The organism is Hymenobacter plasmatis (assembly GCF_020711255.1).
GTDB lineage: Bacteria > Bacteroidota > Bacteroidia > Cytophagales > Hymenobacteraceae > Hymenobacter.
In genome coordinates this window covers 119,092-146,078 of sequence record NZ_JAJFAW010000006.1, presented here as the reverse complement: position 1 = coordinate 146,078, position 26,987 = coordinate 119,092, and the positions used below count along the sequence as shown (strand labels likewise).

Annotated in this window: 21 protein-coding genes; 19 read left to right on the top strand and 2 right to left on the bottom strand. The window is 61.0% G+C overall.

Features of this window, described 5'->3' with window-relative positions; all coding sequences use genetic code 11:
* Positions 1–112: 112 nt before the first annotated feature.
* The 4 genes from LJ738_RS06350 to LJ738_RS06335 all read left to right on the top strand — a co-directional run bounded on the left by LJ738_RS06350 (position 113) and on the right by LJ738_RS06335 (position 5,766).
* Positions 113–1,540: a serine hydrolase domain-containing protein gene (locus tag LJ738_RS06350; RefSeq protein ID WP_227785471.1), complete on the top strand. Its 1,428-nt coding sequence runs from the start codon at positions 113–115 to the stop codon at positions 1,538–1,540.
* A 78-nt stretch (positions 1,541–1,618) separates the two neighbouring features.
* Entirely contained in the window at positions 1,619–2,278 is a 660-nt protein-coding gene (locus LJ738_RS06345) for a CoA transferase subunit B (protein ID WP_227785470.1), read from the top strand.
* A gap of 230 nt (positions 2,279–2,508) precedes the next feature.
* Positions 2,509–4,251, top strand: coding sequence for a bifunctional GNAT family N-acetyltransferase/carbon-nitrogen hydrolase family protein (locus LJ738_RS06340; RefSeq protein WP_227785469.1), 1,743 nt, complete (start codon positions 2,509–2,511; stop codon positions 4,249–4,251).
* A gap of 372 nt (positions 4,252–4,623) precedes the next feature.
* Positions 4,624–5,766 (top strand): acyltransferase family protein, encoded by a 1,143-nt coding sequence (locus tag LJ738_RS06335; RefSeq protein ID WP_227785468.1) that lies wholly within the window; start codon positions 4,624–4,626, stop codon positions 5,764–5,766.
* A 159-nt stretch (positions 5,767–5,925) separates the two neighbouring features.
* On the opposite strand, the gene LJ738_RS06330 is transcribed toward LJ738_RS06335, so the two are convergent.
* Positions 5,926–6,465 carry a GNAT family N-acetyltransferase gene (locus LJ738_RS06330; protein WP_227785467.1) on the bottom strand — a complete coding sequence of 180 codons (540 nt, stop codon included), beginning with the start codon at positions 6,463–6,465 and terminating at the stop codon, positions 5,926–5,928.
* Positions 6,466–6,600: 135 nt separating this feature from the next.
* On the opposite strand from LJ738_RS06330, the gene LJ738_RS06325 reads away from it, so the two are divergent.
* The 4 genes from LJ738_RS06325 (at position 6,601) to LJ738_RS06310 (ending at position 14,745) form a co-directional block, all read left to right on the top strand.
* Entirely contained in the window at positions 6,601–7,314 is a 714-nt protein-coding gene (locus LJ738_RS06325; RefSeq protein ID WP_227785466.1) for an SDR family oxidoreductase, read from the top strand.
* Positions 7,315–7,817: 503 nt separating this feature from the next.
* Entirely contained in the window at positions 7,818–10,961 is a 3,144-nt protein-coding gene (locus LJ738_RS06320; RefSeq protein WP_227785465.1) for a SusC/RagA family TonB-linked outer membrane protein, read from the top strand.
* Between the two features lie 13 nt (positions 10,962–10,974).
* Entirely contained in the window at positions 10,975–12,474 is a 1,500-nt protein-coding gene (locus LJ738_RS06315; RefSeq protein ID WP_227785464.1) for a RagB/SusD family nutrient uptake outer membrane protein, read from the top strand.
* 267 nt (positions 12,475–12,741) lie between these two features.
* The gene (locus tag LJ738_RS06310; RefSeq protein WP_227785463.1) at positions 12,742–14,745 is read left to right on the top strand and encodes a DUF4394 domain-containing protein; all 2,004 of its coding nucleotides are present in this window, start codon (positions 12,742–12,744) and stop codon (positions 14,743–14,745) included.
* A gap of 84 nt (positions 14,746–14,829) precedes the next feature.
* On the opposite strand, the gene LJ738_RS06305 is transcribed toward LJ738_RS06310, so the two are convergent.
* Positions 14,830–15,570, bottom strand: coding sequence for an RDD family protein (locus tag LJ738_RS06305; RefSeq protein ID WP_227785462.1), 741 nt, complete (start codon positions 15,568–15,570; stop codon positions 14,830–14,832).
* Positions 15,571–15,821: 251 nt separating this feature from the next.
* On the opposite strand from LJ738_RS06305, the gene LJ738_RS06300 reads away from it, so the two are divergent.
* From LJ738_RS06300 to LJ738_RS06250, 11 genes are all read left to right on the top strand, one after another.
* Positions 15,822–16,781 carry a stage II sporulation protein M gene (locus LJ738_RS06300; RefSeq protein WP_227785461.1) on the top strand — a complete coding sequence of 320 codons (960 nt, stop codon included), beginning with the start codon at positions 15,822–15,824 and terminating at the stop codon, positions 16,779–16,781.
* A gap of 36 nt (positions 16,782–16,817) precedes the next feature.
* Positions 16,818–17,813: a hypothetical protein gene (locus tag LJ738_RS06295; protein WP_227785460.1), complete on the top strand. Its 996-nt coding sequence runs from the start codon at positions 16,818–16,820 to the stop codon at positions 17,811–17,813.
* A gap of 365 nt (positions 17,814–18,178) precedes the next feature.
* Positions 18,179–18,940 (top strand): DUF4129 domain-containing protein, encoded by a 762-nt coding sequence (locus LJ738_RS06290; RefSeq protein WP_227785459.1) that lies wholly within the window; start codon positions 18,179–18,181, stop codon positions 18,938–18,940.
* Positions 18,940–20,328 carry a DUF4350 domain-containing protein gene (locus tag LJ738_RS06285; protein ID WP_227785458.1) on the top strand — a complete coding sequence of 463 codons (1,389 nt, stop codon included), beginning with the start codon at positions 18,940–18,942 and terminating at the stop codon, positions 20,326–20,328. Before LJ738_RS06290 ends, LJ738_RS06285 begins: the two co-directional genes overlap by 1 nt.
* A 151-nt stretch (positions 20,329–20,479) precedes the next feature.
* The gene (locus LJ738_RS06280) at positions 20,480–20,743 is read left to right on the top strand and encodes a hypothetical protein (RefSeq protein ID WP_227785457.1); all 264 of its coding nucleotides are present in this window, start codon (positions 20,480–20,482) and stop codon (positions 20,741–20,743) included.
* A gap of 4 nt (positions 20,744–20,747) precedes the next feature.
* Positions 20,748–21,788 carry an AAA family ATPase gene (locus LJ738_RS06275; RefSeq protein WP_227785456.1) on the top strand — a complete coding sequence of 347 codons (1,041 nt, stop codon included), beginning with the start codon at positions 20,748–20,750 and terminating at the stop codon, positions 21,786–21,788.
* A 158-nt stretch (positions 21,789–21,946) separates the two neighbouring features.
* Positions 21,947–22,498 (top strand): riboflavin biosynthesis intermediates N-glycosidase, encoded by a 552-nt coding sequence (gene ybiA / locus LJ738_RS06270; protein WP_227785455.1) that lies wholly within the window; start codon positions 21,947–21,949, stop codon positions 22,496–22,498.
* On the top strand, positions 22,495–23,844 hold the full coding sequence (locus tag LJ738_RS06265; protein ID WP_227785454.1) for a DUF58 domain-containing protein: 1,350 nt from the start codon (positions 22,495–22,497) through the stop codon (positions 23,842–23,844). Before ybiA ends, LJ738_RS06265 begins: the two co-directional genes overlap by 4 nt.
* Entirely contained in the window at positions 23,841–25,889 is a 2,049-nt protein-coding gene (locus tag LJ738_RS06260) for a beta-N-acetylhexosaminidase (protein WP_227785453.1), read from the top strand. The genes LJ738_RS06265 and LJ738_RS06260 overlap by 4 nt, the downstream gene beginning before the upstream one ends.
* 107 nt (positions 25,890–25,996) lie before the next feature.
* The gene (locus LJ738_RS06255; protein ID WP_227785452.1) at positions 25,997–26,182 is read left to right on the top strand and encodes a hypothetical protein; all 186 of its coding nucleotides are present in this window, start codon (positions 25,997–25,999) and stop codon (positions 26,180–26,182) included.
* Between the two features lie 50 nt (positions 26,183–26,232).
* The gene (locus LJ738_RS06250; RefSeq protein WP_227785451.1) at positions 26,233–26,847 is read left to right on the top strand and encodes a 3'-5' exonuclease; all 615 of its coding nucleotides are present in this window, start codon (positions 26,233–26,235) and stop codon (positions 26,845–26,847) included.
* Positions 26,848–26,987 lie beyond the last annotated feature (140 nt).

The following is a 26,987-nucleotide window of genomic DNA, read 5'->3' as shown; positions in this document are numbered from 1 at the left end:
ACGCCTGAGTCGTTCCGCGTTGATAAGATGCTTCGCTCCGCTCTGCATGACAGACGGCGCTGGTGAGATGCTTCGCTATGCTCAGCATGACAGCCGATTTTTAAAATAGCCTATGAAAAAGAGCTCTTCTCTCATGTTGCTGTTGCTGCTGAGCGGCTATGTGGCGACGGCGCAGGTTGCGGCACCCGTCCGCAAGGCGGCGCGACCCAAAACGGTGCTGGCCCCAGCAGTAGCGCCACCAACCATCGACCCGGCCGAGGCCCGGCGCATCGATGAGTTGCTGACGCAATACACAGCCGATTTGGGCTCGCGCGGCGTGTACGGCCCATTATCGAAGCCAACTGTCAATGGCTCCATACGCCGCTACGACAAGCACGTACCCGGCGCCCTTGCGCTGGTGCTGCGCGACGGCAAGGTGGTGTACCGCAAGTCCTTCGGCGTTGACAACATGTTTACCCAAACCCCGCTGCCGACGAATGGTATTTTCCGCATCGCCTCCCAGACCAAGGCGCTGGTTAGCGCGGGGCTGATGATGCTCTACGACGAGGGCAAATTCAAGCTAGACGACCCCATTTCGAAGTATTTGCCCGCCTTTGCCAACCCCAAAGTGCTGGCTACCTTCAACGCGGTCGATTCCAGCTACACCACTGTGCCGGCCAAGAGCGAGGTGACCATCCGGCAGCTGCTTTCCCACACTTCCGGCATCAGCTACCCCGTGATTGGCACCAAGGAAGCCACTGCCATTTATGCGAAAGCCCACATTCCGAGTGGCATTGGCACGCCGGCCGGCTCATTGGCAAAGTCCATGGATGCGCTGGGGCCGCTCCCCCTCATGCACCAGCCGGGCGAGCGGTTTACCTACGGGCTGAGCGTGGACGTACTGGGCCGGCTGATTGAGGTGCTCTCGGGCCAGCCGCTGGACCAGTACCTGCGCCGCCGGTTGTTTGAACCCCTGGGCATGCGCGACACCTACTTCTACCTGCCCGCCGACAAGCGGGCGCGCCTGGTGATGCTCTACACCGAGAATACGGCCAAGCAGACGGTGCCAATGGCGCCGCACGACGGCATGTTTCCCGACTATCCCAAGGCGTCGGCGGGCACCTATTTCTCGGGCGGTGCGGGCCTGTCGTCTACCATCGACGACTATGCCCAGTTCCTGCAAATGATGCTGAACAACGGTACCTACAACGGCCGCCAGTTGCTCAAGCCCGCCACGGTGGCGCTGATGACGCAAAACCAAATCGGGGAGGTAAACCAGGGCGACCACAAGTTTGGTTTGGGCTTCAGCATCACCATGCCCCAAAACGCGCAGGCTCCGGGGCTGTCGGCGGGTTCATACGAGTGGGGCGGCATTTTCGGCACCACGTATTGGGTTGACCCGCAGGAAAAGCTGGTGGCCCTGATTTATACCCAGAAGTACCCCAGCAGCACAAGCCGCGACCTGGCCGGCAAGTTCAAAACGGCCGTTTACCAGTCGTTTGTGCCCAACCAAAAAGTACCAGCGGCTTCTCCGGGGGCCACGGGTACGGGCACCAAGTAATTTCCCATCTCCCAAATCCCACCCACCAAATCCGCGCAGCCCCGCCAATTGGCCGGAAGCGTAGCTCAGCCCAACTTTATGCTCGACAAACACGGCATCGCCAAAAGAATAGCCCAGGAAGTAAAAGACGGCTCGTACGTCAACCTCGGCATCGGCATTCCCACGCTGGTGGCCAACTACATCCCGGCCGGCATCAACGTGGAGTTGCAGTCCGAAAACGGCTTGCTTGGCATGGGCCCCTTCCCCACCGAAGACCAGGTGGACCCCGACCTCATCAATGCCGGCAAGCAGACCGTGACCACGCTGCCCGGCTCCAGCCTCTTCTCCTCGGCCGATTCCTTCGGCATGATTCGCGGCGAGCACGTGGACCTGACCATCCTGGGGGCCATGGAAGTATCCGAAAACGGCGACATTGCCAACTGGAAAATCCCGGGCAAGATGGTGAAGGGTATGGGCGGCGCCATGGACCTGGTGGCCTCCGCCAAGAACATCATCGTGGCCATGCAGCACGTGGCCCGCGACGGCTCCAGCAAGCTGCTGCCCCAGTGCACGCTGCCCATCACGGGCCTGCACTGCGTGAAGAAAATCGTGACCGAGCTGGCCGTGCTCGACGTGACGCCCGACGGCTTTGTGCTGCGCGAGCGAGCGCCCGGCGTGAGCGTGGAGCAGATTAAAGCCGCCACCGCCGGGAAGTTGGTGGTGCCCGATGGCGAAGTGCCCGAGATGCAGGGCGTTTAGCTCAATTAATTCTGCGGGGCTGCCGCCTGTTTCTTTACTCCGCGCGGCGTGGTGCGGGTGTAATTTCGGCCTTAATGCACCGTTCTGTCTAGGTTTTCGTTTATCAACCCGTTGGCTACCTCTGCCAACGGGTTTTTTTACGGGTAAATTTGTTGGACCGGCTTCTTAAATAGCCGCGTTGCAACGGTTTTCAGCCCAATTTCTCCAGTCGTTTCGTTTTCGAACTATATATGGCCACTTCTTCTAACGGCAAAGCTTCGGCTGCTGCCTCCTCTAATGGCAAAGCCACCACTGGCGGCAGCCATGCCAAAAAAGTGGGCAAGCCCGCGCTTACCCCGGCGGTTGTCGAGCGGCTCACGCCCACGGCCGTGCCGGCCCACAAGCTGGTGCTCCGCACGCTGCGCCGCTCCGACTTCAAGGCCGTGAAGGAAATCATGGACAAGGTGTACTCCAACATGGAAGGCGCCTGGGCGGCCGATGAGTTTGCGGCCCTGCTCCGCAAGTTTCCCGAAGGCCAGATTGGCATTGAAGACAACGGCCGCCTGGTGGCCGCGGCGCTGGCCATCATCGTGCAGTACAGCGACTTCGGCGACCGCCACACCTATGCCAAAATCACGGGCCACGGCAAGTTTGATACCCACAACGACAACGGCGACACGCTCTACGGCGTCGACGTATTCGTGGACCCCGAGTACCGCAGCCTTCGCTTGGGCCGCCGCCTCTACGACGCCCGCAAGGAGCTGTGCGAAAACCTGAACCTGCGGGCCATGGTGGCCGGCGGCCGCATTCCCGGCTACGCCCAGTACGCCAATGAGATGACCCCCGCCAAGTACGTGGAGATGGTGCGCAACAAGGAAGTGGTCGACCCCATCCTCACCTTCCAGCTTTCCAACGAGTTTCACGTTCGCAAAATCATCCGCGGCTACCTGCCCTACGACTCCGAGTCGAAAGCCTTCGCTACGCTGCTGGAGTGGATTAACGTGTACTACGAGGAAGAGGAAAAGCTCATTGGCAACACCAAGAGCAACGTACGCATCGGCATTGTGCAGTGGCAGATGCGCGCCACCCGCAGCCTGGAAGACCTGCTGCAGCAAATGGAGTTCTTCGTGGACACGGTATCGGGCTACAAGGCCGACTGCGTGATGTTCCCGGAGTTTTTCAACGCCCCGCTCATGGCCCTCACCAACGAGGACTCGCCGGCGGTGGCCATCCGGGCCATGGCGGCGTTCACCGAGCCCATCAAGGCGAAGATGATGGAGCTGGCCGTGAGCTACAACATCAACATCGTGGCCGGCTCCATGCCTGTTTATGAGGACGGTAAGCTGTTCAACGTGGCCTACCTCTGCCGCCGCGACGGCACCGTGGACGAGCAGTACAAGCTGCACGTAACGCCCGACGAGGCCAGCTACTGGGGCATGCGCGGCGGCGACAAGCTCAAGTGCTTCGACACCGACTTCGGCAAAATCGGCATTCTGGTGTGCTACGACGTGGAATTCCCGGAGCTGGCCCGCATGCTGAGCGACGAAGGCGTGAAAATCCTGTTTGTGCCGTTCTGGACCGACACCAAAAACGCCTACCAGCGCGTGCGCATCTGCGCCCAGGCCCGGGCCATTGAAAACGAATGCTACGTGGCCATCACCGGCTCGGTGGGCAACCTGCCCCGCGTCGAGAACATGGACATTCAGTACTCGCAGAGCGCCGTGTTCAGCCCTTCGGACTTCGCCTTTCCGCACGATGCCATCGTGGCTGAAGCCACGCCCAACACCGAGATGACCCTGATTGCCGACCTCGACCTGGACTTGCTCAAAGACCTGAACACCAGCGGCGCCGTGCGCAACCTGCGCGACCGCCGCAAAGACCTGTACTCGCTGGGCTGGACAGTAAAAAAATCGGACCGCGACGACGAGTTGCTCAGCCAAGGCACCGAAGAGCGCATCACCCGCAGCCGCCGCAAGGCCATTGCCGCTGGTTAAAGCAACGACGGGGATACAAAAGCAAAGGAGCAGCCGATTCGTACCGGCTGCTCCTTTGCTTTTGGCAGTTGTATAAGCGGTGTAATAAAATATTTTATTCGGAAATTTTTTATTACTGGTTACTCTCCTGATTCGGATATAGCACCCGGCTATTTATTGCGACTAGAATGGCGGGCAAGCTGGCTTATTTGAGCGCACAGGCTACTTTAGTTATAATAAGCTGATGACTAGTAACTTGTATTTTCGGCTAGTTAACTTCGGCCGCCCGGGCAGCAAGCCGAACGGTGAATAAACCAAGCGCCGCGCGGCATTAGGACAAGCCAAGCAAGTGAAATAGCTTTAGGCTTTTCCGCTGCTTCTCTACCCGCTGGCATGGAACCCGAGCCCCGACAGTCCCCCGTCCGTTTTTACGAGCTCGACGCCCTGCGCTTTGTGGCGGCGCTGTCCGTGGTGTGCTTTCACTACACGTACCGCCCCCAGGCCCCGGGCAACTTCAGCCCCTTGGCCTTTCCGGAACTGGACCGCGTCACGCGCTATGGCTTTCTGGGCGTCGAGTTGTTCTTCCTTATTTCTGGCTACGTTGTGCTACTCAGCGCCCGTGGCAAAACCGTGCGGCAGTTCCTGCTGGCCCGCGTCACCCGCCTGTACCCGGCCTTTTGGACGGCCTGCACGCTCACTTTCCTCGTGCTGCTGGGCTGGGGCGCGGGTACGGGCGCGGTGTCAATGCCTGCGGGCCTGCGAGCCGATGCCGGGCGGTACGTGTACAACATGACCATGCTGCACGAATTTTTGGGCGCTTGGCCCCTGGACGGGGTGTATTGGTCGCTGACGGTGGAGCTCACCTTTTACTTTCTCGTCTCGCTGCTCTTGGCCTACCGCCTGCTGCCGCACGTGGATTGGGTGCTGGCCGGGTGGCTGGCCTACACGGCTTGGGTGGGCTTTGGGCCCATGACGGCCACGCCCTTCGAGCGGCTCTTTTTTCCACGCTATGCCCCATTTTTCGCCGCCGGCATGCTTTTTTCCCTGCTCCAACCACCTGCGGGGCGGACCTGGTTCCGATACGCGCTGCTGCTGGCCGCCTATGGGCTGGCGCTGCACCAGACTTTTTACCGCGCCATCGAGCAAACGTCTGCCTTCCACGACGACGTCTCGCGCAAGGTTTGCCTGGTGGTCGTGACCGGGTGCTTTCTCCTGATGGGCGGGGTGGCTTTCCGCTGGCTCAACCTGAGCCGGTTTTCGTGGCTGACTTCCCTCGGCGCGCTCACTTACCCCTTGTACCTGCTGCACGGCAACATTGGCTTCGTAGTCTTTCACCGGCTGGGGCCCAGTACCAACAAATACGCGTTGGTGGGCAGCACCCTGGCCGCGATGTTGGTGGCGTCCTACCTGCTGCACGTGTGGGTGGAGCAGCCACTGCGCCGCTCGCTGGGGCGCGGGCTGGCCCAGGCCGTGGGCATCTACCGTAGCCGGGCCATGCCCGCACAGCGGAAAGCCGAGGCCAGCACGGCTCCGTGAACTACCACGGAGCCGCGCCAGCTGCTATGCTGTGAATTCGGCCGAAGCTCTGCCCCCGCAACCTAGACGTACAAGCGGCGGGTCTGTGGCGAAAACCGAAGGGTTTCGGCGATAATTGGGGATGTTTGCGTTGCTCCGCATTTGGTTTCTAGCCGCTTCTTACGTCTCGACAGCGCCCAACAGCTTATAGTACAGTGTCGTGGCGTGTGGCTGGCCGTCGTTATTGATAAAATACGCCGGAATCAAGCCCACCAGTTGATAGCCCATTCCCAGGTAAAGCCGTTCGGCAACGTCGCCGTGGCGGGTATCGAGTACCAGGGTGGTGCGGCCCAGGCGCCGCGCCTCTACTTCCAGGGCCTGCAGCAGTTGCCGGGCCAGGCCTTGGCGGCGGGCTAGGCGGTGCACCAGCAGCTTGGATACTTCGGCCCGGTGCAGCGCATTCGGCCGAGTGGCCAAGTCAAGCTGCACTGCGCCCAACAGGATGGCTTCGCCGGCCGGGTAGGCCACCAGCAGCACCCGGTGCCCGCCTTCCAGCGCTTCGATAACGCCCTGCCAGTACTTGTGCGCTTCATCCGCCGCCAGCGGGGGCAGAAAGCCCACGGCCGCTCCCGACGCCACGGCATCGAGGAGCAGCCCGACGAGGTGCGGCAGCGCGGCCCGGGCTTCGGCGGCGCCAAGGGAAGTAAGGGAGAAAGCCATACGCGGACGCAAGAAAACCATTCGGTGGGAAACCGGTCGTGCCACGTACAGGTGGGGCGCCAGTAAGCAGTTTTGTGCGTAAACTTCGGCCTCAAGTTCCCGTCCTTTTCTAATAGCCCTCCACCTTAAAACTATATGCGCGTTCTCATCACCGGAGCCAACCGGGGCCTGGGCCTCGAACTTACCCGCCAGTACCTCGAGCTCGGCGACCATGTATTTGCCGCCAGCCGGCACCCCGCGGCCGCTACCCAGCTCCAGCAGCTGCACCAGCAGTATTCCGACCGGCTCGTGCTCGTGCCCCTCGACGTGACCGACGCGGCCTCCATTGCCGCCGCCGTGAAAACCGTGAGCGACAACACCGACGCCCTCGACGTGCTGATAAACAACGCCGGCGTGTACCCGCACGCGGGCTCCGGCGATGCCCACCAGCGCCTGGGCCAGCTCACCCACGACGATGCCATCGAAACCATGCAGGTCAATGCCATCGGGCCGCTGCTGGTGTCGCAGGCGCTGCTGCCGCTGCTGCGCGCCGGCCGCAAGGGCCGCATCATCAGCATTTCGTCGGGCCAGGGCTCCCTGACCTGGAAAGCCACCGGCGACCCCTACCACTACAGCGCCAGCAAGGCCGCCCTGAACATGTACATGCGCAGCTTGGCCGCCGAAATCGGCCACATGGGCCTGATTTCGGTTATCGTGGACCCGGGCTGGATGCGCACCGACATGGGCGGCGACCACGCCACCCAGGAGCCGGCCGACTCGGCCCGCGGCATCATCCGCCTGGCCGAGCAGCTGCACGCCGAAGAAAACGGCAGCTTCGTGACCTGGCAGGGCCAGCCCGTGCCGTGGTAATCCCAGGATAGCGTTGATGGGTGGGCCTTCACTGGCTCATTGCCCGGCGTTGTAATTGAGTAAACGGGCCCCTCCGGTTGAGCAATCAACGGAGGGGCCCGTTCTTTTTAGGCCGCCCGCGAAGGGTGCCGCGAGACACCAGAGGGCGTGTATATAGCCAAAAGCAAGCATAGCCCTGGTGGTAACACGCTGGATACGATTGGGGAAAGCCAGCAGGCGGCTTTGGGCCAATAGGACCGCCGGGTTAGCAGCCATCGGCTTATTTCCGGCCGGGTTTTTCATCCCATTATTTATAAAAACCTCTTGAATATCGGAAAATTTTAATTCATTCAATTACGCTCATTACCATTAGGTTATATAAGAAGGCTGTTTTTTGTTGATTATTTTTTCTGAAACGATAACACGGTTGTGTAAGCAGGGCCGCTACATTAGCGAAAATAAGTACACTCACTTTTTACTTAAAAACCAACCACATGAGAAGAATCTTACTCTTATTTTTTTCAATGGTCCTGGCCTTTGTGGCCCACGACCTGCAAGCCCAGAGCCGGACGGTTTCCGGTGCGGTGGTGGGCTCGGATGGCGCCTCGATTCCGGGCGTGACCGTAATCGTGAAGGGCGGTAACCAGGGCACCTCCACCGATTCCGATGGCAAGTACAGCCTGTCGGTTCCAGAAGGAGCCACCACGTTGGTTTACTCGTTCGTGGGCTACGACAACAAAGAGGTGGCCATCGGCAACCAGTCGACCATCAACGTGACCCTGAAGGTGAACCCCACCGGCCTCGACGAGGTGGTGGTGGTGGGCTACGGCACGCAGTCGCGCCGCGACCTGACCGGCAACGTGGCCACCGTGAGCGGCAAGCAAATTGCCACCGCTCCGGTGCAGAGCTTCGACCAGGCCTTGCAGGGCCGGGCGTCGGGCGTCAACATCACCACGCCCAACGGCTTGCTGAACAACCCGCCCGTTATCCGCATTCGCGGGGTGAACTCCATCAACCTGAGCTCGGCACCGCTTATCGTAATCGACGGCATTCCGGCCTTCAGCGGCAACTCTTCGGCGGTGGGCAGCGTGCCCAACAACCCGTTGAGCAACCTGAACCCCGCCGACATTGAGAGCATGGAAGTGCTGAAGGATGCTTCGGCCACGGCCATCTACGGCTCGCGCGCGGCCGGCGGCGTTATTCTCGTGACCACCAAAAAAGGCAAGAAAGGCCAGAGCCATGTGAGCTACGACACCTACGTGGGCTGGACCAAGCCGGTGCGGCTGTACGACGTGATGGGCGCGCAGGACTACGTCAACGTCAAGAACGAAGCCGTGCGCAACCTCAACGCCAACCAGAAATCGGTGGGCGGCGCGGGTGCCAACGTGGAAGGCTTCAAGCTCACCGATGCCAATGGCAATTCGGCCGACACCCGCTGGTACGACTACATCTACCGCACGGGCTTCTCGCAGGCGCACAACCTGAACTTTTCGGGCGGCACCGACAAAACCAATTTCTACTCCTCGGTGGGCTACACCAACCAGAAAGGCATGCTGGTGCGCAACGACTTCAAGCGCGTTTCGGCCCGCCTGAATGTGGACCACAAAGTGTTTAACAACTTCACGGTGGGCATGCGCGTGGGCTACTCCAACACGCAAAACTCCTCGCCCAACTCCGGCTCGGCCAGCGGCGCCGGCGGTGCTTTCGGCACGGCCGGCCTGGGCCGCCTGCCTCTGGTGCTGCCCCCCAACATTGCCCCCTTCAACCCCGATGGCAGCTACAACACGAGTGGCGCCGGCATCGGCCCGGGTCCCAACATCAACCCCACCAGCTCCACGGGCGCGCCCCTGCTGCCGGGCTACTACAACCCCTTGGTTGACCTGGAAAACAACTACTTCAACTCCGAAGGCAGCGAAATCCAGGGCAGCGTGTACGCTGACTGGGAAATTCTCAAAGGCCTGAACCTGCGCACCAGCTACGGCATCAACAACATCTCGTTCGAAGACAAGGCGTTTTACACGGCCATTGCCGGCGACGGCTTCTCGGGCGGCGGCGAAGCCGATAACTACTACCGCACCAACAAGCGGTGGAACTGGCAGAACACGGCCCAGTACGACCACTCCTTTGGCGAGAAGCACAACTTTTCGTTCCTGCTCGGCAACGAGCAGCAGTACACCGATATTCTGCGCTGGGGCGCCAGCCGCACGGCCGTAGCCGACCCGTTCTTCACCTCGTACCAGGGCAACTTCACCAACATTTCGGCCGCCGGCAACTTCCAGGGCGCGAACTATCTGGTGTCGTTTTTTGGTCGGATGAACTACAACTACGACCACAAATACCTCGCGACGGTCAACGTGCGCCGCGATGGCTATTCGGCCTGGGCGAAGAAATACGGCAACTTCTACGGGGCCTCGCTCGGCTACGTGGTGTCGGAAGAAGATTTCTGGAAGAACTCCTCGTTTGCCCCGGCCTTTTCGTTCCTGAAAATCACGGGCAGCATCGGCAACGTGGGTAACAACCAAGGCATCGCCGATTACGCGGCGCTGCAAACCTATTCGTCTGGCCTGTACGGTTCCAACGCCACGCTGTACTTCAGCGGCGCCGGCAACCCGAGCCTAACCTGGGAAACCAGCAAGAAAACCGACCTGGGCCTCTCGTTCGGCTTCTTTCAGGACCGGCTGCGCGGCGATTTCGCTTACTACCAAAACCTGGTCGACGGCCTGATTCTGGACGTTCCCCAGGCGCCGTCGAAAGGCATCCCCGGCAACACCATCCTGGGCAACGTGGGCTCGATGCGCAACACCGGCATTGAGCTGAACCTGACCTACAATGCCATCCAGGCCAAAGACTTTACCTGGACGGTGAGCGGCAACGTGACGACGCTCAAGAACCGCGTGCTGGGCCTGGCCACCGAAGGCCAGCGCATTGGCACGGCTACCAGCCTCGAAACTGCCAACTACACCCAAGTAGGCCACTCCGTGGGTGAAATCCTGGCGGTGCCTTCGCTGGGCGTGAACCCCGCCAACGGCCGCCGCATGATTCAGAAAGCCGACGGCACGGTGGTGCAGTACGAGCACTTAGGCTCGGGCTGGACGACCATGGATGGTAAACCCGCCACAGCTCCCAACCAGTTGGTTGACGGCATCTACTACGGTCCTACCCTGCCCACCTACTATGGCGGCTTCGACAACACGTTCCGCTACAAAGCCTTCGATTTGGGCTTGTTCGTGCAGTTCTCGGGCGGCAACTACATCTACAACGGCACGAAGTCGGGCCTGCACGACCAGCGCTTCTGGAACAACGACAAGGACATTCTTGACCATTGGACCGAAAGCAACCACAACGCCAAGTGGCCCCGGGTGGTGTTCGGCGACAACGTATCGAACGGCTCGACCATCGTTATGTCTTCGAACGTGGAGAAGGGCGACTTCGCCCGCCTGCGCCAGGTGTCGTTGGGCTACTCGTTCAGCCAGAGCCTGCTCACCCGCCTCAACGTGGCCAGCGCCCGCATTTACGTGCAAGCGCAGAACGCTGCCCTGCTCACGAAGTACTCGGGCATCGACCCCGAGATTTCGACGAACGGCTCCAGCAACACCGGCGCCGGCGTCGACCGCAACTCGGTAGGACAAGCCCGGACCTACACCGTGGGCTTCAACATTGGCTTCTAATCGCAACTACCTAATGAAGATATCTTTAAATAAAAAGGCTGCTGTAGTAGTTTGCACAGCATTCCTAGCGGTGGGCACGTTCTCCTGCCAGACCGACAAGCTGAGCCCCGCTCCCCTTACCCTCATCTCCGACCAGGTGGTGTTCAGCACCCCGGCCCGCATTTCGCTGCAGGTGAACAACCTGTATAGCTACGTGAAATCGGGCAGCTTCCTGGGCGGCCGGTTCCAGATTTACAACGACATCCGGGCCAACGACTTCATCAACAAAACCTCCAACGGCGTAACCGGCCAGAGCGTGTGGAACCATACGCTGGCCGAGGCCTCGCAGAACGACGTCATCAACACCTGGGGGGCGGCTTATCAGGCCATCAACCAAATCAACGTGTTCCTGGCCGGCATGGATGCCAATGCGTCTAAGTTTGTCGGGCCCGTTTTTCCCGCCGACTTTGCCGCCAAGGCCACCAACTACAAGGCCGAAGCCCGGCTGCTGCGCGCCCTGTGCTACCACTCGCTGCTGCAGCTGTACGCCCGGCCCTACGCCGATGGTAACGGCAGCAAGCCCGGCCTGCCCCTGCGCCTGCAGGGTGAAACGACCGACAAGAACAACGACTTGGCGCGCAGCTCGGTAGCCGACGTGTACACCCAGATTCTGGCCGACCTGAACTACGCCGAGCAGAACCTGCCGCTGACGAACGGCTCAAGCAGCCTGAACGTAACGCGGGCCCACCGCAACACGGCCATTGCCCTGAAAACGCGCGTGTACCTGCACATGGCCCGCTACACCGACGTGATTACCGAAGCCAACAAACTGGTACCCGCCGCAGCGCCGTTTGTCGCGCCCAGCGGCGTGCCCCACGCGCTGAATGCCTCGGTGGCTGCCGTATTTGCCACGCCCCAGGAAACGGTGGAAAGCATCCTGTCTTTCCCCTTCACGGCGCAGGATGCCCCGGGCACCCAAAACCAGCTGGCCTATTACTACCTGCCTTCTTCGCTGGGTGGCAACGGTGAGTATGCCCTGAACGGCGCCGCCGGCGGCATTCTGACCAACCCCGGCTGGGCGGCTACCGATGCGCGCCGCACCAGTTTTGTGGCCACCTCGGGCACCGAGTCTTTTCTGAAGAAGTACCCCACCGGTACTCCCTTCACCGACAAGGCCCCGGTGATTCGCTACGCGGAGGTGCTGCTGAACCTAGCCGAAGCGCGCGTGCGCTCGACCAGCACCGTTGACCCGCAGGCCCTGGCGTTGCTCAATGCCGTGCGCGGCCGCTCCAACCCTGCCGGCGTGTACACGGCGGCCAGCTTTGCCACCCCCACGGCGATGATTGATGCCTTGCTGCTGGAGCGTCGCATCGAATTTTTGGGTGAAGGCATCCGCAACATGGACATCATGCGCCTGAATGCGCCGATTCCTGGCAAGGGCTCTGTTCCGACCATCGACCCGAGCAATTCGGCTTATGTGTGGCCCATTCCTTCGACGGAGCTGGCTACCAACAAGCTCATGACCCGCAACTAAGAGCGCTGCTCCTAGTACGGTCCCTGCAAAAGCGGCTTGCCCAGATTGGGCAAGCCGCTTTTTTGTTTTCGGGGATTGGCGCTGGGTGCCTCCTTCGGTACGCATTCCCGATTTTGGGAGTAGATGCAGCAGCGGGTCTGCTACCCGCCAGCCCAACTGCCAGATTAAAACGAGGTTAAATAGTGAGAAAGGGAAATCCGAAAGCGAAATGGATTCCGTAGCTGAATATCTGAATTCTATTTCTCAGCTTACCAAACTCTTACGTTGATGCTCATTACTTCTACTACCTGGAAAGCGGCCTTGAAAGGGGCGGCTTTCGGTACCCTCCTGGCGGGGGCCACCATGCTGCCCGCTGCGGCCCAAACGGTTTATGGCCTGGCCTCGGTGGCGGGTACGGCGGCTACTTCTTTGGTTACGTTTGTGGCTACTGCTCCCGGCACCTTCACGGCTACCGTGCCCATTACGGGGCTGGGAGTTGGGCAAACCCTGGTAGGGCTCGACGCGCGGCCCAACACCGGGCAGCTATTTGCCCTGGGCTACAACCCCACCGGTACGCAGGTCCAGCTCTACACCCTGAGCACCAGCACCGGCGCCCTTTCGCCAGTAGGCGCCGCGCTTACGCTAAACCTGGGCACCACAACGGGCCGCATCGGTTTCGACTTCAACCCCACCGTGGACCGCATCCGGGTAACGGGCAGCAACAACAGCAACTTCCGGCTCAACCCCAACAACGGGGCCCTGGCCGCCACCGATACCAACCTGGCCTACGCCACTACCGATGCCAACGCAGCCCAAACGCCCGGCGTGGGCGCGGTTGCTTACGGCAATTCCTACATTGGCGCCACCGCCACGGTGCTCTACGACATCGACGAGGCCAACAGCCGCTACACCACCCAGGACCCACCGAACGCAGGTACGCTCAACAGCCGCGCCCAGCTCACTGTGAACACGGCGACGGCCCTGGCCACCGACCTGGACATCTATTTTAGCCCAACTTCCCGCGCCAACAACGCCTACCTGACCATTGCCACCGGCACGGCGGCCACGCCCACCACGCAGCTCTACACGCTGGATTTCATCATGGGAACCGGCATGACGGCGGTGGGAGCCATCGGGCCAGTTGGTACACTAGTAACGGACATTGCCTTTGCCATCGACCGGCCGGCCACGCTGCCCGCGGTGACTGGCCAATTGACCTACGCCCTGGCAGGCAATAACCTGCTCACCTTCGACACAGCCCAACCCAGCTTGATTCGCACTTCCGTGGGCATTACCGGAGTAGACGCAACCCAGACGCTGGTGGGCATGGACATTCGCCCCACCACCAACACGCTGTATGGCCTGGGCTACAACGCCACGGCGCAAACCTATCAGCTCTACACCATTAACTCCCAGACCGGGGCCGCCGCGGCCGTGAACACCACGCCCATTGCCCTGGCGCTCGGTACCGGCAAGGTGGGCTTCGACTTCAACCCCACCGTGGACCGCATTCGGGTGGTGGGAGCCAATCGGGCCAATTTCCGCCTGAACCCGACGGATGGCACCGTAGCCGCCACCGACACGCAGCTGGCCTACGCCGCCGGCGACCGCAACGCCGGCGCCACCCCCACCATCGGCGCGGCCGCCTACACCAACAGCGTGGCAGGCGCCACCGCCACTTCCACCACCCTCTACGACTACGACCTGGCCCTGAACGTGCTGGCCCTGCAAAACCCACCAAACGACGGCAACCTGATTTCGGTGGGCACTTTTGGCAATTCGGGCATTGTGGTGAATACCGCGGTTCCCAATGTCGACATTGATATCTACGCCCCAGCGCAAGGCACCATGACGATGTACATGGTAGCCAACACCGGTACCGACCTCAATAGCAGCCTGTACACGGTAAATCAGTTTAACATTGCCAGCACCGTCACGCTGGTAGGCCCCATCGGAAACGGAATTGCCGCGCGCGACATTGCCATTGCTGGGCCCACTGGGGTAGTCACTGCCGCGCGCGAGCGCACCGACCTCGCCACCGGCTTCAACCTCTACCCCAACCCTGCCAGTGGCACCACGCGCCTCACCTTCGCCCTGGCCCGCACCGGGCGCGTGGAGCTGGGCGTATTCGATGCCATGGGCCGGCGCGTAGCCACCCAGACGTCCGGGATGCTGCCCACCGGTGCCCAAACCCTGCGCCTGGAAACCAGCTCACTGAAGGCCGGCCTGTATGTGGTGCGCCTGGTGGTAGACGGGCAGCCGGCCGCAGCGCGCCAGATGGTTGTGGAATAACCATCTGGGATTTCCCGAGCTAAAAAAAGCCTTCCTGCACGTGCAGGAAGGCTTTTTTAGGTTTAATAATCAGCTCAACCTCTTTTAACTGGTGGCTAAGTGCGCGTGGTCGCGCAGGATGGTTTGCAGAAAGGGAGCGTCCTGCAGGTCGGTGCGGATGCCGGTGATGGACTTCACTTTATTGGCCAGCTCGTTCAGCAGCTGGTAGTTTTGGCGGGCGCTGGCCTGCTGCATCAGCTGGCGCACCAGGGCCACGTCGTGGTCGGCGAGCAGGGCGGCTTCCGGAAATACCACCTGGTAGCCTGCCACGGGGCCGGCTTCGGCCAGGGGCGAGCGGTACTGCGTGCGCGGCCGCAGCTTGAGCACCGTGGTGCCGGCCGCCAGGTCGCCCAGGCGCTGCCCCCGGCCGTTGGCTGCAATGGTGATAATGGCCACCAGGCCAGCAAACTGCAGGTCGATAATGCGCAGCAGCCAGCGCAGCAGGTAGTCGCCGATACGAGGCGCCGTCCCGTCGAGCCGCATCACCTTGATGTTCATGGCTTTTTTGCCGATGCTTTGGCCATTGAAGAAAACCTCGCACACCAGATTGTAGAAAAGCAGGGGAGCATAGGCAACTACAAACACCAAAATCATGGCGACGCCGGACAATTGGCTAGAAGAATGGCGGCCCGAAATAGCTAAGGCGGCGGGCACCATCATCCAGGCAAACACCCAGGCGCCCAGCACCACGTAGTCGATAATGGTAGCTACGATGCGGTCGCCCAGGCCGGCGACTTCGTACTCAAGCGTGACGTTTTGGGCGGTGTGAACGCGAATGGTGCTCATGCAATAAGGAGGTAGAAAGCTTTCAGACCCGCAAAATAGGGCTTAACCGATGGATGCTGGGCACGGCCACCGGACCTACCCCGTAGTGGCGTCGCGCGGCGGTGTTACTCAAGTGCTGCGAGAATTTTGACAGGCTGAAAACCCACGATGGGCAGGCTTTAAGAATAATGCAAAAGGCCCCGGTTAGTAGCCCAACGGGATGCGGCCCGCTGACAGCGGCTCGCTATCTTTAAGCCCTTCAAATTCAAGCAATGCGAGAAGCCGTTTTTTTGCGCCAGAACCAGGAGCGCTGGCAGCAGTACGAGCGGCAGCCCCCGGCCGGCCCTGACGAGCTGGCCGCCCGCTTCGTGGCCCTCACCGACGACCTGGCCTATGCCCAAACATTCTACCCCGCCTCCCCTACCACCGCCTACCTCAACGACCTCACCAGCAAGCTGCACCAGCGCCTCTACGCCAACAAGAGCGAGAGTAGCGGGCGCTTTGCCCGGTTTTGGGCCGTGGAGCTGCCGCTGGTGGTGGCGCGCCACCACCGCACGCTAGCCGTCACGGCGCTGCTCTTTGCGGTCTTCACGTTTCTGGGGGCGCTTTCGGCGGCCTACGACGACACCTTTGTGCGGGTGATAATGGGCGACACTTACGTGAACCAGACCATCGAAAACATCCGCAAGGGCGACCCCATGGCCGTGTACAAGCAGCAAGGCGAAACGCTGATGTTTCTGGGCATCACGGCCAACAACATCTATGTGGCACTCAACATCTTCGTGCAGGGCGTGACCCTGGGCGTAGGCACGCTCGTGCAGCTGTTCCGCACCGGGCTGATGCTGGGCTCTTTCCAGTACTTTTTCTACCACTACCACGTGCTGCGCGCCTCGGTGCTCACCATCTGGATTCACGGCACGCTGGAAATCTCGGCCTTGATAGTGGCGGGCGCCGCGGGGCTCGTCATGGCGCGGGGGCTGCTGTTTCCGGGCACCTACGGCCGGGCCGAGGCCTTCCGCCACTCGGCGCGCGATGGCCTGAAGCTGGCCATTGGGCTGGTGCCCATTTTTGTGGTGGCGGGCTTTCTGGAAGGCTTCGTGACGCGCCACACCGAAATGCCCGTGGCGGCCAGCCTGGCCATCATCGGCGGCTCGGCGGCCTTCATTGGCTGGTATTTTATTGTGTACCCCATCCGGCTGGCGCGGCGCCTCGGGGCCGCAGCCGCGGCTTAACCTTACTCCTGCTTTTTCTACCACCTACTACCCCATATGCAAGCAAAGCTTACTTATACCCAAGAGGCCGATTTTCGGCGAGAGCGGGATTTTGGCGCCAAAGTCGGGGCCACGTTTGAATTTGTGGTGGCTCAATTTCGGCCGCTGTTCAAGTGCCTAGTGTATTTCGTGCTGCCGGGCGCGCTGCTGGCGGGCATCGGCATGGGGCTGTTTGTGAGCAACGTGCTGTCGATGATACCGCTGGCGGGGCCCAGCGCCCACGGCGGGCGCATTACCCAGACTTTCCCCAACAACCCGTTTACCATCACGTCGATGCTAGGAATTGGGCTGGCAACGGTGGGCTTCATGGCCGCGTTTCTGCTGCTTTCGAGCACAGTGTACGCCTTTGTGCGCGTGCGCATCAACACCCCGGCCCAGGAAGCGGTGAAGCCCGCCGAGGTATGGGCCTTTGTGTGGCGACGGCTGGGCCGGGTGGTGGGCGCCATGCTGGTACTAAGCCTGCTGATGCTCGTGAGCGGCGGCCTGCTGATGGGCTGCCTGGCCTTGCTGGGCCCTGGCTTCGTGTTCCTCATCGTCTTCCCTGCATTTTGGGCCGCCATCTGCCTCACGCTGTATTTTCCCATTCTTTGGATGGAAGACGACGGCATTTTGGCTGCCCTGCGCCGCTCGTTTTACCTGATAAAGGGCAAGTGGTGGTCGTCGTTGGGCCTCTATATGATTATGTCCTTCATCACCGGCGTGATGAACTATCTTTTCCTCATTCCCTTCTACGGCCTGATGGTGGTGCGTACCATGCTCAAGCTGCCTGGCTTTGACTCCGAAATTCTGAGCGTGGCCGCCATGAGCATCTACGCGTTGGGCTGGATTTTCACGGCCGTGCTGCCCCTGGTGGCCATGCTGTTTCAATACTTCAACCTCGTGGAGCGCAAAGACGGCATCGGCCTGCGCCAGCTGGTGGACTCGCTGGGCCAAACGCCCGCGCCACAAGTGAGCAACCACACCTTCCGCCCCGATGAGGAAGGCGAGTATTAGGAAGTAGCTTTCGCAGCTCTTGGTAAGCTACCTGCGCTTAAAAGAACGTCATGCTGAGCGCAGCCGAAGCATCTTTACCGCGTCACTAATACTCCAATCGCGTGTCATGCTGAGCCTGCGAAGCATCTTATCACGGCTCAACGATTTGTTCATCGGCGATAAGATGCTTCGCAGGCTCAGCATGACAACTGAATAGAATTAGTTGAGCTAAAAAAGCCGCAAATCGCCCAGCCCTTGCGCCCAACCCCAACCAGATTTTCAGACACTTTCTCAGCGTGCGCAGAATCGCAGCTATTCTATATAACCTAAGCAAACGGGGCAATCCGGTCCGGCGCGCGCTATTGGCGCTTTGCCTGGCTGCGGCATTGCCCACCGCGGCCAGCTCGCCGCCCGCCCCTGCCACCACTAAGCATACCCAGCAACAACTGCCGCCCGACCGCAGCATCACCCTGCCCACCCGCCAGCTCGATGCGGCCCGCCTGCGCGAGCTGAAGGCCCAGCGCGAATTCCGCTACGTGGAGCCCGACGCCAGCACCGATGCCTGGGACGCCTTCTGGGCCCGGGTGTGGCGCTGGCTGGGCCGGCTACTGGGCAAGCCCTCCCCCAACAGCCACACAGGCGCAAGACTTGCCTGGAAATATGGCTTCTACGCGGCCGTGCTTGGGGTGCTCGCCTTCGCCGTGCTCAAGCTGTTGCAAGTAGACATTACCGGAGCATTTGGGCGTTCGGCGCGGCGCGGACTGGCTTACGATACCACCACCGAAGACATTCACGAAGTAGATTTCACAGCCCGGATTGCCGAAGCCGAAGCGGCCGGTAACTTCCGTTTGGCCACGCGCCTGGGCTACCTGGAAGTGCTGAAGCACCTCACCGTCCGCGGCCACATCCAGTGGCAACCCGACAAAACCAACCACGCCTACCTGGCTGAGCTGGCCGCGGGTTCCTTGCGCGAGGCTTTTCGCGGGGCCACCCGGCAGTTTGAATACGTATGGTACGGCGAGCTGCGCCTAAATGCTGCCCTCTACCAGCAAGCCCGGGCCGGCCAGCGCACCGTGTCTGCGCTGCTGGCCAGCAAGCAGCCCACTGGGCATGAGGCCATTGTTTCGCCTAATACGCTGCCTGCCTGATGCTCCATCTCACCACCTTTCGGCTTTATCTGCTGGGCATTGCGCTGCTGTTTGTGGGCTATGTGGCGCTGGAATACAACCGCCCCAAGCCGCTCAACTGGGCGCACACGTACATCAACAAGGACAAGATTCCGCACGGCACTTTTGTGCTCTACGACCAGCTCCCGCACCTGCTCGGCACCGATTCCATCGAAACCGTGCGCCTGCCCGTATACAACCAGCTCACGGGAAGCGACGAGCCCGCGGCTATAGATGCTTCTGCTGATTCAGCGACGGTGGCTCAAGGTGAGACCACGGCCAGCAAATCAGCTTTCGACACGGTTGCGGCCGAACCTTCGTCAAGAGCTGATACCAGCGCCCTTCCTCCTACTGCGGAATGGGTGTCCTTAGCGCCTATCCGAGAGGGCAAAGCCAATTACTTATTTATAAGCCCGGATTTTAGGGTCAACACGTCGGATGCGCGAGCCTTGCTGGCTTTCGCCGCCCTGGGCAATGACGTTTTCATTGCCACTGAAAATTTCAGCGACCATTTCCCCTTTCTCCGGGATACGCTGGGCTATTCGACTATCCAAACCGAGCCGCCTACCCATAAAGGCCCCGCCGGCTTTCCGGTAGTCGATTCGGTAGACCTTCGCTTCACCAACCCCGCCTTGCAGCACGCACACATCCGCCTGCCAGGCTCCGGCGCAACGGAGCGCTTTGTGGTTGATTCGGGCCGCGTGGGGCTCACCCTGGCCACCGATGCGCAGGGCCGGGCGGTATTCATCCAGCTCAATTACGGCCGCGGGCATTTCTATCTGTGCAGCGCACCCCTGGCGTTTACCAACTATTACCTGCTGCGGCCCCGCTCGGCGGCTTTTGCGGCGGCAGCGCTGGCGTACCTGCCCGCCCGCCGCACATGGTGGGATGAGTACCAGAAGCAAGGGCGGGCCGGCGAGCAGTCCTTGCTGCGCGTGGTATTTGCGCACGATGCCCTGCGCCAAGCCTATTACCTCACCCTGGTAGGCGCCCTGCTGTTGGTGCTCGTGGCGGCCCGGCGCCGCCAGCGCATCATTCCCACCATCAAGGCTCTGCCCAATACCACACTGCTTTTCACGCGCACCGTGGCCAGCCTCTACCGCCAGGGCAGTAACCACGCCCTTATTGCCGAGAAAAAAGTTGGGCTGTTTCTCGACTACCTGCGCACCCGTTTTCAGGAAACCAGCCCCGATTTCGGCAATGCCGACTTCCGCGAGCGGCTCAGCCAGAAGTCGGGCGTGCCCCGCCCGCGCGTAGATGAGCTGCTGCGACTGGTGAATTTTGCCCGCACCGCTCCCCAGATGAACGACCAGCAACTTCTCCAACTGAGCCGGGCGCTAAGTGATTTTAGGCGGGAAGCGCGCCGTTAATTCACTTATTGCACTGAGCTCAGAAACCGCCTTTTTATCTAATTGTACTATTCCTACAAAGCGCCTTTAAACAGATTTAAAGTCGCTTTTTCGGGCTTCACTCACCTATCCGACTGTCTTCCTTGCTCACCTGTCTCCCTGATTTTGCTGCATGCTCACCGTCGAAAAGCTGATGATTCTGCTCAAATTTAATTGGGACGCCGACCTGTTTTTGAGTGGGGGCTCGCCCCAGGAAAAAGCTTTGATGAAGGGAATTGGCTGGGCCGAATATGCAGGATTGCTGCAAGATTTGATGCTGGTATCTAGAAATTTAGTTTCAACCGAATACGCCCGCACCGTGCACCGGCGGCTGCTAACCGCCTGCGCCGACGAGGAAACCGCCCAGACTTTTATTGGCTACGCCAGCACCTTATAGCTCCATGGAAAACGAAACCCCATACTTCTCCCCCACTCCAGTCATCGACGCGCTAGAAGCACCCGCCGCCCCCGAAGCAACCTTCGCTCCGCGCACCGACTTTGCCCGCCTCACGGCCCAAACCGACGCCATTCGGCAGGAAATCGGCAAAATCATCGTGGGCCAAACTGAGCTGCTGGAGTTGCTGCTCACCGCCGTGCTGGCCGATGGGCACGTGCTGCTGGAAGGCGTACCCGGCGTGGCCAAGACCCTCATGGCCAAGCTGCTGGCCCGCACTCTGGAAGTACCTTTCAGCCGCATCCAGTTCACCCCCGATTTGATGCCCTCGGACGTGCTGGGCACCTCCGTCTACCGGCAAAACAAGTCCGACTTTGAGTTTCGGCGCGGCCCCATTTTCGCCAGCGTGGTGCTGATTGACGAAATCAACCGTGCCCCCGCCAAGACGCAATCGGCCCTGTTTGAGGTGATGGAGGAGCGCACCGTGACCCAGGACGGCACCGCCTACTCCATGGCCGAGCCCTTCCTGGTACTGGCCACCCAAAACCCCGTGGAGCAGGAAGGCACCTACCGCCTGCCCGAAGCCCAGCTCGACCGCTTCCTGTTTAAGCTACACGTGGGCTACCCCACGCTGGCCGAGGAAGTGCAGATTCTCAGCGGCCACCACGCCGGCCTGGGCAGCACTAACCTGGAGGCTGTGCAGCCCATCCTTTCAGCCGCCGACCTGCACGCCCTGCGCCAGCAAGTGCGCCAACAGCGCGTCGAGCCCAATATTCTGGAGTACATCGCCAAGCTGGTGGGCCAGACGCGCGCCCACAAATCGCTGTACCTGGGCGCGTCACCCCGCGCCTCGCTGGCCCTGCTCAACGGCGCCAAAGCCCTGGCCGCCCTGCGCGGCCGCGACTTTGTGACGCCCGAAGACGTGCAGTTTCTGGCCCCCAGCGTACTGCGCCACCGCATCATGCTCACGCCCGAGCGCGAGATAGAAGGTAGCACACCCGATGACGTGGTGAAGCAGATTATGCAGGCCATAGAAGTGCCGCGGTAGAATCCGAGGAGCCATTAAAACGTCATGTTGAGCGAAGCTGAAGCATCTCTACCTCGATAGTAATCAATGCCGTTCAATACCGTTGCAACGAAACGGTAGAGATACTTCGACTCCGCTCGGCATGACATTCAGTGTAAATACTGTTAAATCAAAAAACCATGCTCTACTCCACCGCTTGGCTGCTTGAGCATCTGGCGCAGGGTATCCGCGTCAAGTACTTGTTTTTCTGGGGCCACCAGCCCAGTAAGGATGGTGTCATTACCAAATCGTGCTTCAGCCAGTGGTGGATGGCCGATTTTACAATTGCCAATACTTGCTACCCTTCCACTGAGCACTGGATGATGGCCGAAAAGGCGCGACTATTCAACGATGAAGCCACGCTGGCCCGCATTCTGGCGGCCAACAGCCCGGCCGAGGCCAAGAAGCTGGGGCGTGAAATCGGTGGCTTCGAGCCCGAGGTGTGGGAAGCCCACAAGTATGAGATTGTAAAAATCGGCAACCTGCACAAGTTCAGCCAGAACCCGGAGTTGCTGCAGTTTCTGCTCGCCACAAACGACCGGGTGCTGGTGGAAGCCAGTCCAGTGGATACCATTTGGGGCATTGGCCTGGGGGCCGATTCGCCAGATGCGGAGTACCCAAGTAACTGGCAGGGACCTAACCTGCTAGGCTTTGCTTTGATGGAAGTCCGGGACCAACTACGCAACGCATGAGCTTTTTCCTTACCCGGCGCTTTTTCTTACTCGTAGCCATTCTGGCTGTGGGCTTCGTGGTGGCGTTTTTTCTGCCCTGGCTGCTGGGGCCCATGCGCATTGCCCTGGGCCTGCTGGTACTGCTCACGCTGCTCGATGCGCTGCTACTCTACGCGCCGGCCCGCAACAAGACCGCGCCCGTATTTGCCCGCCGCGTGATGGGCGACAAGCTGGCCAACGGCTCGGACAACGACATTCAGATTTACCTCGAAAACCACTACCGGTTTCCGATTTCCACCGAGACCATCGATGAGATTCCGCATCAATTTCAGCGGCGCGATGTGCTGTTTCGGGCCCGGGTAGCGCCCGGCGAAACCCAGATTATCAACTACCAGCTGCGGCCCACTAAGCGCGGCGAGTACCAATTTGGGGCGGTGAACGTCTACGCGGCCTCGCCGCTGGGGCTGGTGCGCCGGCGCTTTCGCTACGACCAGGGCCGGAAGGTGCCGGTGTATCCCTCGTTTCTGCAAATGCGGCAGTATGAGCTGCTGGCCATCCACAACCGCCTCACCGAAGTGGGCGTGAAACGCATCCGCCGGGTGGGCCACAGCCTGGAGTTTGAGCAGATTCGGCCCTACGTGCCCGGCGACGACCCGCGCAGCATTAACTGGAAGGCCACGGCCCGCCGCGCCGCGCCCGGCGCTACCGACGAGCTGGTGGTGAACCACTTCCAGGACGAGCGGGCCCAGCAAGTATACTGCCTCATCGACAAAGGCCGCGTGATGCGCATGCCCTTCGAGGGCCTGAGTTTGCTCGACTATGCCATCAACGCCACGCTGGTCGTCAGCAACATCGCCTTGCTCAAGCACGACAAGGCCGGCCTGCTCACCTTCTCCAACCAGCCCGGAGCTACCCTGGCTGCCGACCGCAAGCCCGGGCACCTTCTCAAGCTGCTCGAAATCCTGTACCGCCAAAAAACCAAGTACCTCGAAACCGATTTCGAGCTGCTCTACGCCACGGTTCGGGCCCGCATCAAGCAGCGGAGCTTACTGATTTTGTTCACCAACTTTGAGACGCTGCACGGCATGCAGCGCCAGTTGCCCTACCTGCGCCGCCTGGCCAAAGACCACCTGCTACTGGTAATCTTTTTCGAAAACACCGAGCTGCGCGCCTACCTCGACGCTCCGGCCGCTACCACCGAAGACGTATACAACCAGACCATTGCCGAAAAATTTGCCCAGGAAAAGCGGCAGATTGTGCTGGAGCTGCAGCGCTACGGTATTCATTCGCTTTTGACTGCGCCTCAGGATTTAACCGTAAACACCATCAACAAATACCTAGAATTCAAAGCCCGGGGATTGATATGAGGAGACTGACACTGGCGTATGCCGGTTTTTTAGGATTGCTGCTGAGCATCTTGTGCGACGGCCCAGCCCAAGCCCAGGAGCCGCACCACTTGATGCCCGTGCCCGTCGAAATGCACTGGGGCAAGGGCCGCCTGAACCTGAAAACGCCCCTGAAGCTGCAGCTCAGCCCAACGGCCGACCCGGCTGTGGCCGCCGCCGCCCGCCGCCTGCTCGCCCGCCTGCAGGGCCCCGCCCAGCCGGCCAATGGGCCGGTTCTGCAGATACGCTACGGCCGCACCGGACTGCCCGAAAAGTTTGACGAGGAGCGCTACAGCCTTCGCGTAACGCCCATGGGCGTGAGCATCGACGCGCCCACCAGCCTGGGCGTGCTGCGGGCCCTGGCCACGCTGGAGCAGCTGCCCGTTACCGAGAAACGCCAGCGCTACCTGCCCGAAGTCGACATTCAGGACCAGCCGCGCTTTGCCTGGCGCGGCCTGCTGATGGACCCGGCACGGCACTTCCTGCCGGTATCGGTCATCAAGCGCAACATCGACGCCATGGCAGCTGTGAAGCTCAATGTGCTGCACTGGCACCTGACCGACGACCAGGGCTTCCGGGTAGAGAGCAAGGTGCTGCCGCGCCTGCACCAGGTGGGAGGCGCCGACGGCTACTACACGCAGGAAGAGGTGAAAGACGTGCTGGCCTACGCTGCTGCCCGGGGCATTCGGGTGCTGCCCGAGTTCGACGTACCCAGCCACGCCACCAGCTGGATTGCGTCTTACCCGCGGCTGGCTTCCAACGACTCCACCTACGGCGTGTACCGCAGCTTCCGCACGTCCAACATTGCCATCGACCCCACCCGGGAAACCACTTACTCGCTGCTCGATTCGCTATTTACGGAGATGACGGCACTGTTTCCGGACCCGTATTTCCATGTGGGCGGCGACGAGAACGACGGTCGGTACTGGCGGCGCAGCCCGCGCATTTCGGCGTTTATGCGCGAGCACGGCATGGTGAAAGCCGACGGCAAAACCGTGGACAAGCACCAACTCCAAACTTACTTCAACCGCCGCGTGCTGGCCATGCTCCAGAAGCACAACAAAATCATGGTGGGCTGGGACGAAATCCTGGGCCCCGACCTGCCCAAAGAAATTGTAATCCAGAGCTGGCGTGGTAAAAAGTGGCTCGAAGTTGCCGTGAAGCAAGGCCACCCCGCGCTGCTCTCGGAAGGCTACTACCTCGACCTCAACTACAGCGCCGCCTCTCACTACCTCCCCGACCCGCTGCCGGCCAACAGCACCCTCACGCCCGCGCAACAGAAGCTGGTGCTGGGGGGCGAAGCAGCAATGTGGGACGAATTTGCCGATTCGGTGATTGTGGATTCGCGCATTTGGCCGCGCGCCGCGGCCGTGGCCGAGCGGCTGTGGTCGCCCCAGGCCGCCACCCAGGACGTGGCCGACATGTACCGCCGGCTCAACCTGGTATCGCTAGAGCTCGATGCCCTGGGCCTGCGCCACCGCCGCGCCCCCGAGCAACTGCTCCTCCGCATGGCGGGCTCTTCCAACGTGGCCCCGCTGCGCACGTTGGCCGAGGTGCTGGAGCCAGTGAAGGATTACAAGCGCCATTTTCAAGGCATGATTTACACCCCCCAAACGCCCCTAAACCGCTTAGTAGACGCCGCCCCGGCCGAATCGGAGGTGGCCCGGCGCTTTGGCGTGCTGGTGGATAGCGTGCTGATGACCAACGCGGCCCCACCCCGGCCGGCGGTTTCGGTGCGGCAGCTAGCGGCGCTTCGAGCCCAGCTAATGCTGTGGCAAGCCAATGACACCCGCCTGCAAATGATGCTGGTGCTAAACCCGGCGCTGCGCGAATACGGGCCGCTCTCGACGCGGCTCGCGGCCGTGGCCAAATTGCTTCTTGAGCGGCTCACCCAACTGCAAGCCGGCCAGACGCCCTCGGCGGCGTGGCTGGCCACTGCCCGCACCACGCTCGATGCGGCGCAAGCGCCCGCGGGCCAGGCCGAGTTGGCCATTGTGAAAGCGGCGCGCCGGCTGGCCGGCATCTGAGTCTCGGCCCCATGCATCAGGCTCCTGCTTTGACTAAGATTTCTTAGTGCCCCCTACTTCTTATGCGAAATGACTAGGGGACTCGGGCCTGCGGTATGTGGGGTGCAATGCCAAATGTTCAAACTTCGACTGGCCGTTTCACCTCCATGCGGCAGTTCAGCACTTTTATTGAGTTTGATATCGACCTGACGCAAGGCTGCGAAGGCAACATTAACGGCGTGATGGAGCGCTATTTCGAGGTGCCGGACGTGTGCTGCAGCCCCACGGCGCCGGCGGTAATAGCAAAGAAATAAAGGCCGGTGGCCCCCGCCAGAAGCTGCCCGGGTGATTAACTTGCGGCAGTATGCAAGCAGAAATTACCCAAGCCCTGGCGGGTCTCAACTTTACGGCCATCGACTTTGAAACCGCCAACGAGCGCCGCGCCAGCGCTTGCGCCGTGGGCGTGGTGCGGGTGCGCGACGGTCAGATTGTGGAGAGCTACCAGACACTGCTGCGCCCCCGCGAGCTGCGCGTAGACTGGCGCAACTACCAGGTACACGGCATCGCCGAAACCGACTTATACGACGCCCCTACCCTGGCCGATGTGTGGCACGAGCTGCTGCCCTACCTGCACCGCCAGCCCGTAGTGGCCCACAATTCGGCCTTCGACGTGAGCGTGCTCGAGCACACCTTGCGCGACTACGACCTGCCCATTCCCGCCTTCCACTGCCTGTGCTCGGTGAAGTTGAGCAAGGTGGTGTGGCCGCAGCTCGAGCGCCACAAGCTCGACCACGTGGCCGCCCATTTTGGCATTCCGCTCAACCACCACGATGCTCTTTCCGACGCCCGCGCCTGCGCCGAAATCACGGTGCACGCTTTCCGCTCGGGAGCTTACCTGCCGCTCTGCTTTAAGCAGCGGGAACTGACGGCCGGCCTTGCCAAACGAGCAGCCAAACCGGCGTTTTCGACGGCTCGCTAGCAGCTCCGGCTCTGGAACGCCACCGCCGGCTACCGGCAGCGAGCGTATACAGCACTGATTCGCTCAGCTTTTGTTGAGCTAAAAATGGCTGTTGCATTTCTGCGGCGAGCGCAAAGCGGGAATAAGATTCCTGCCATGAA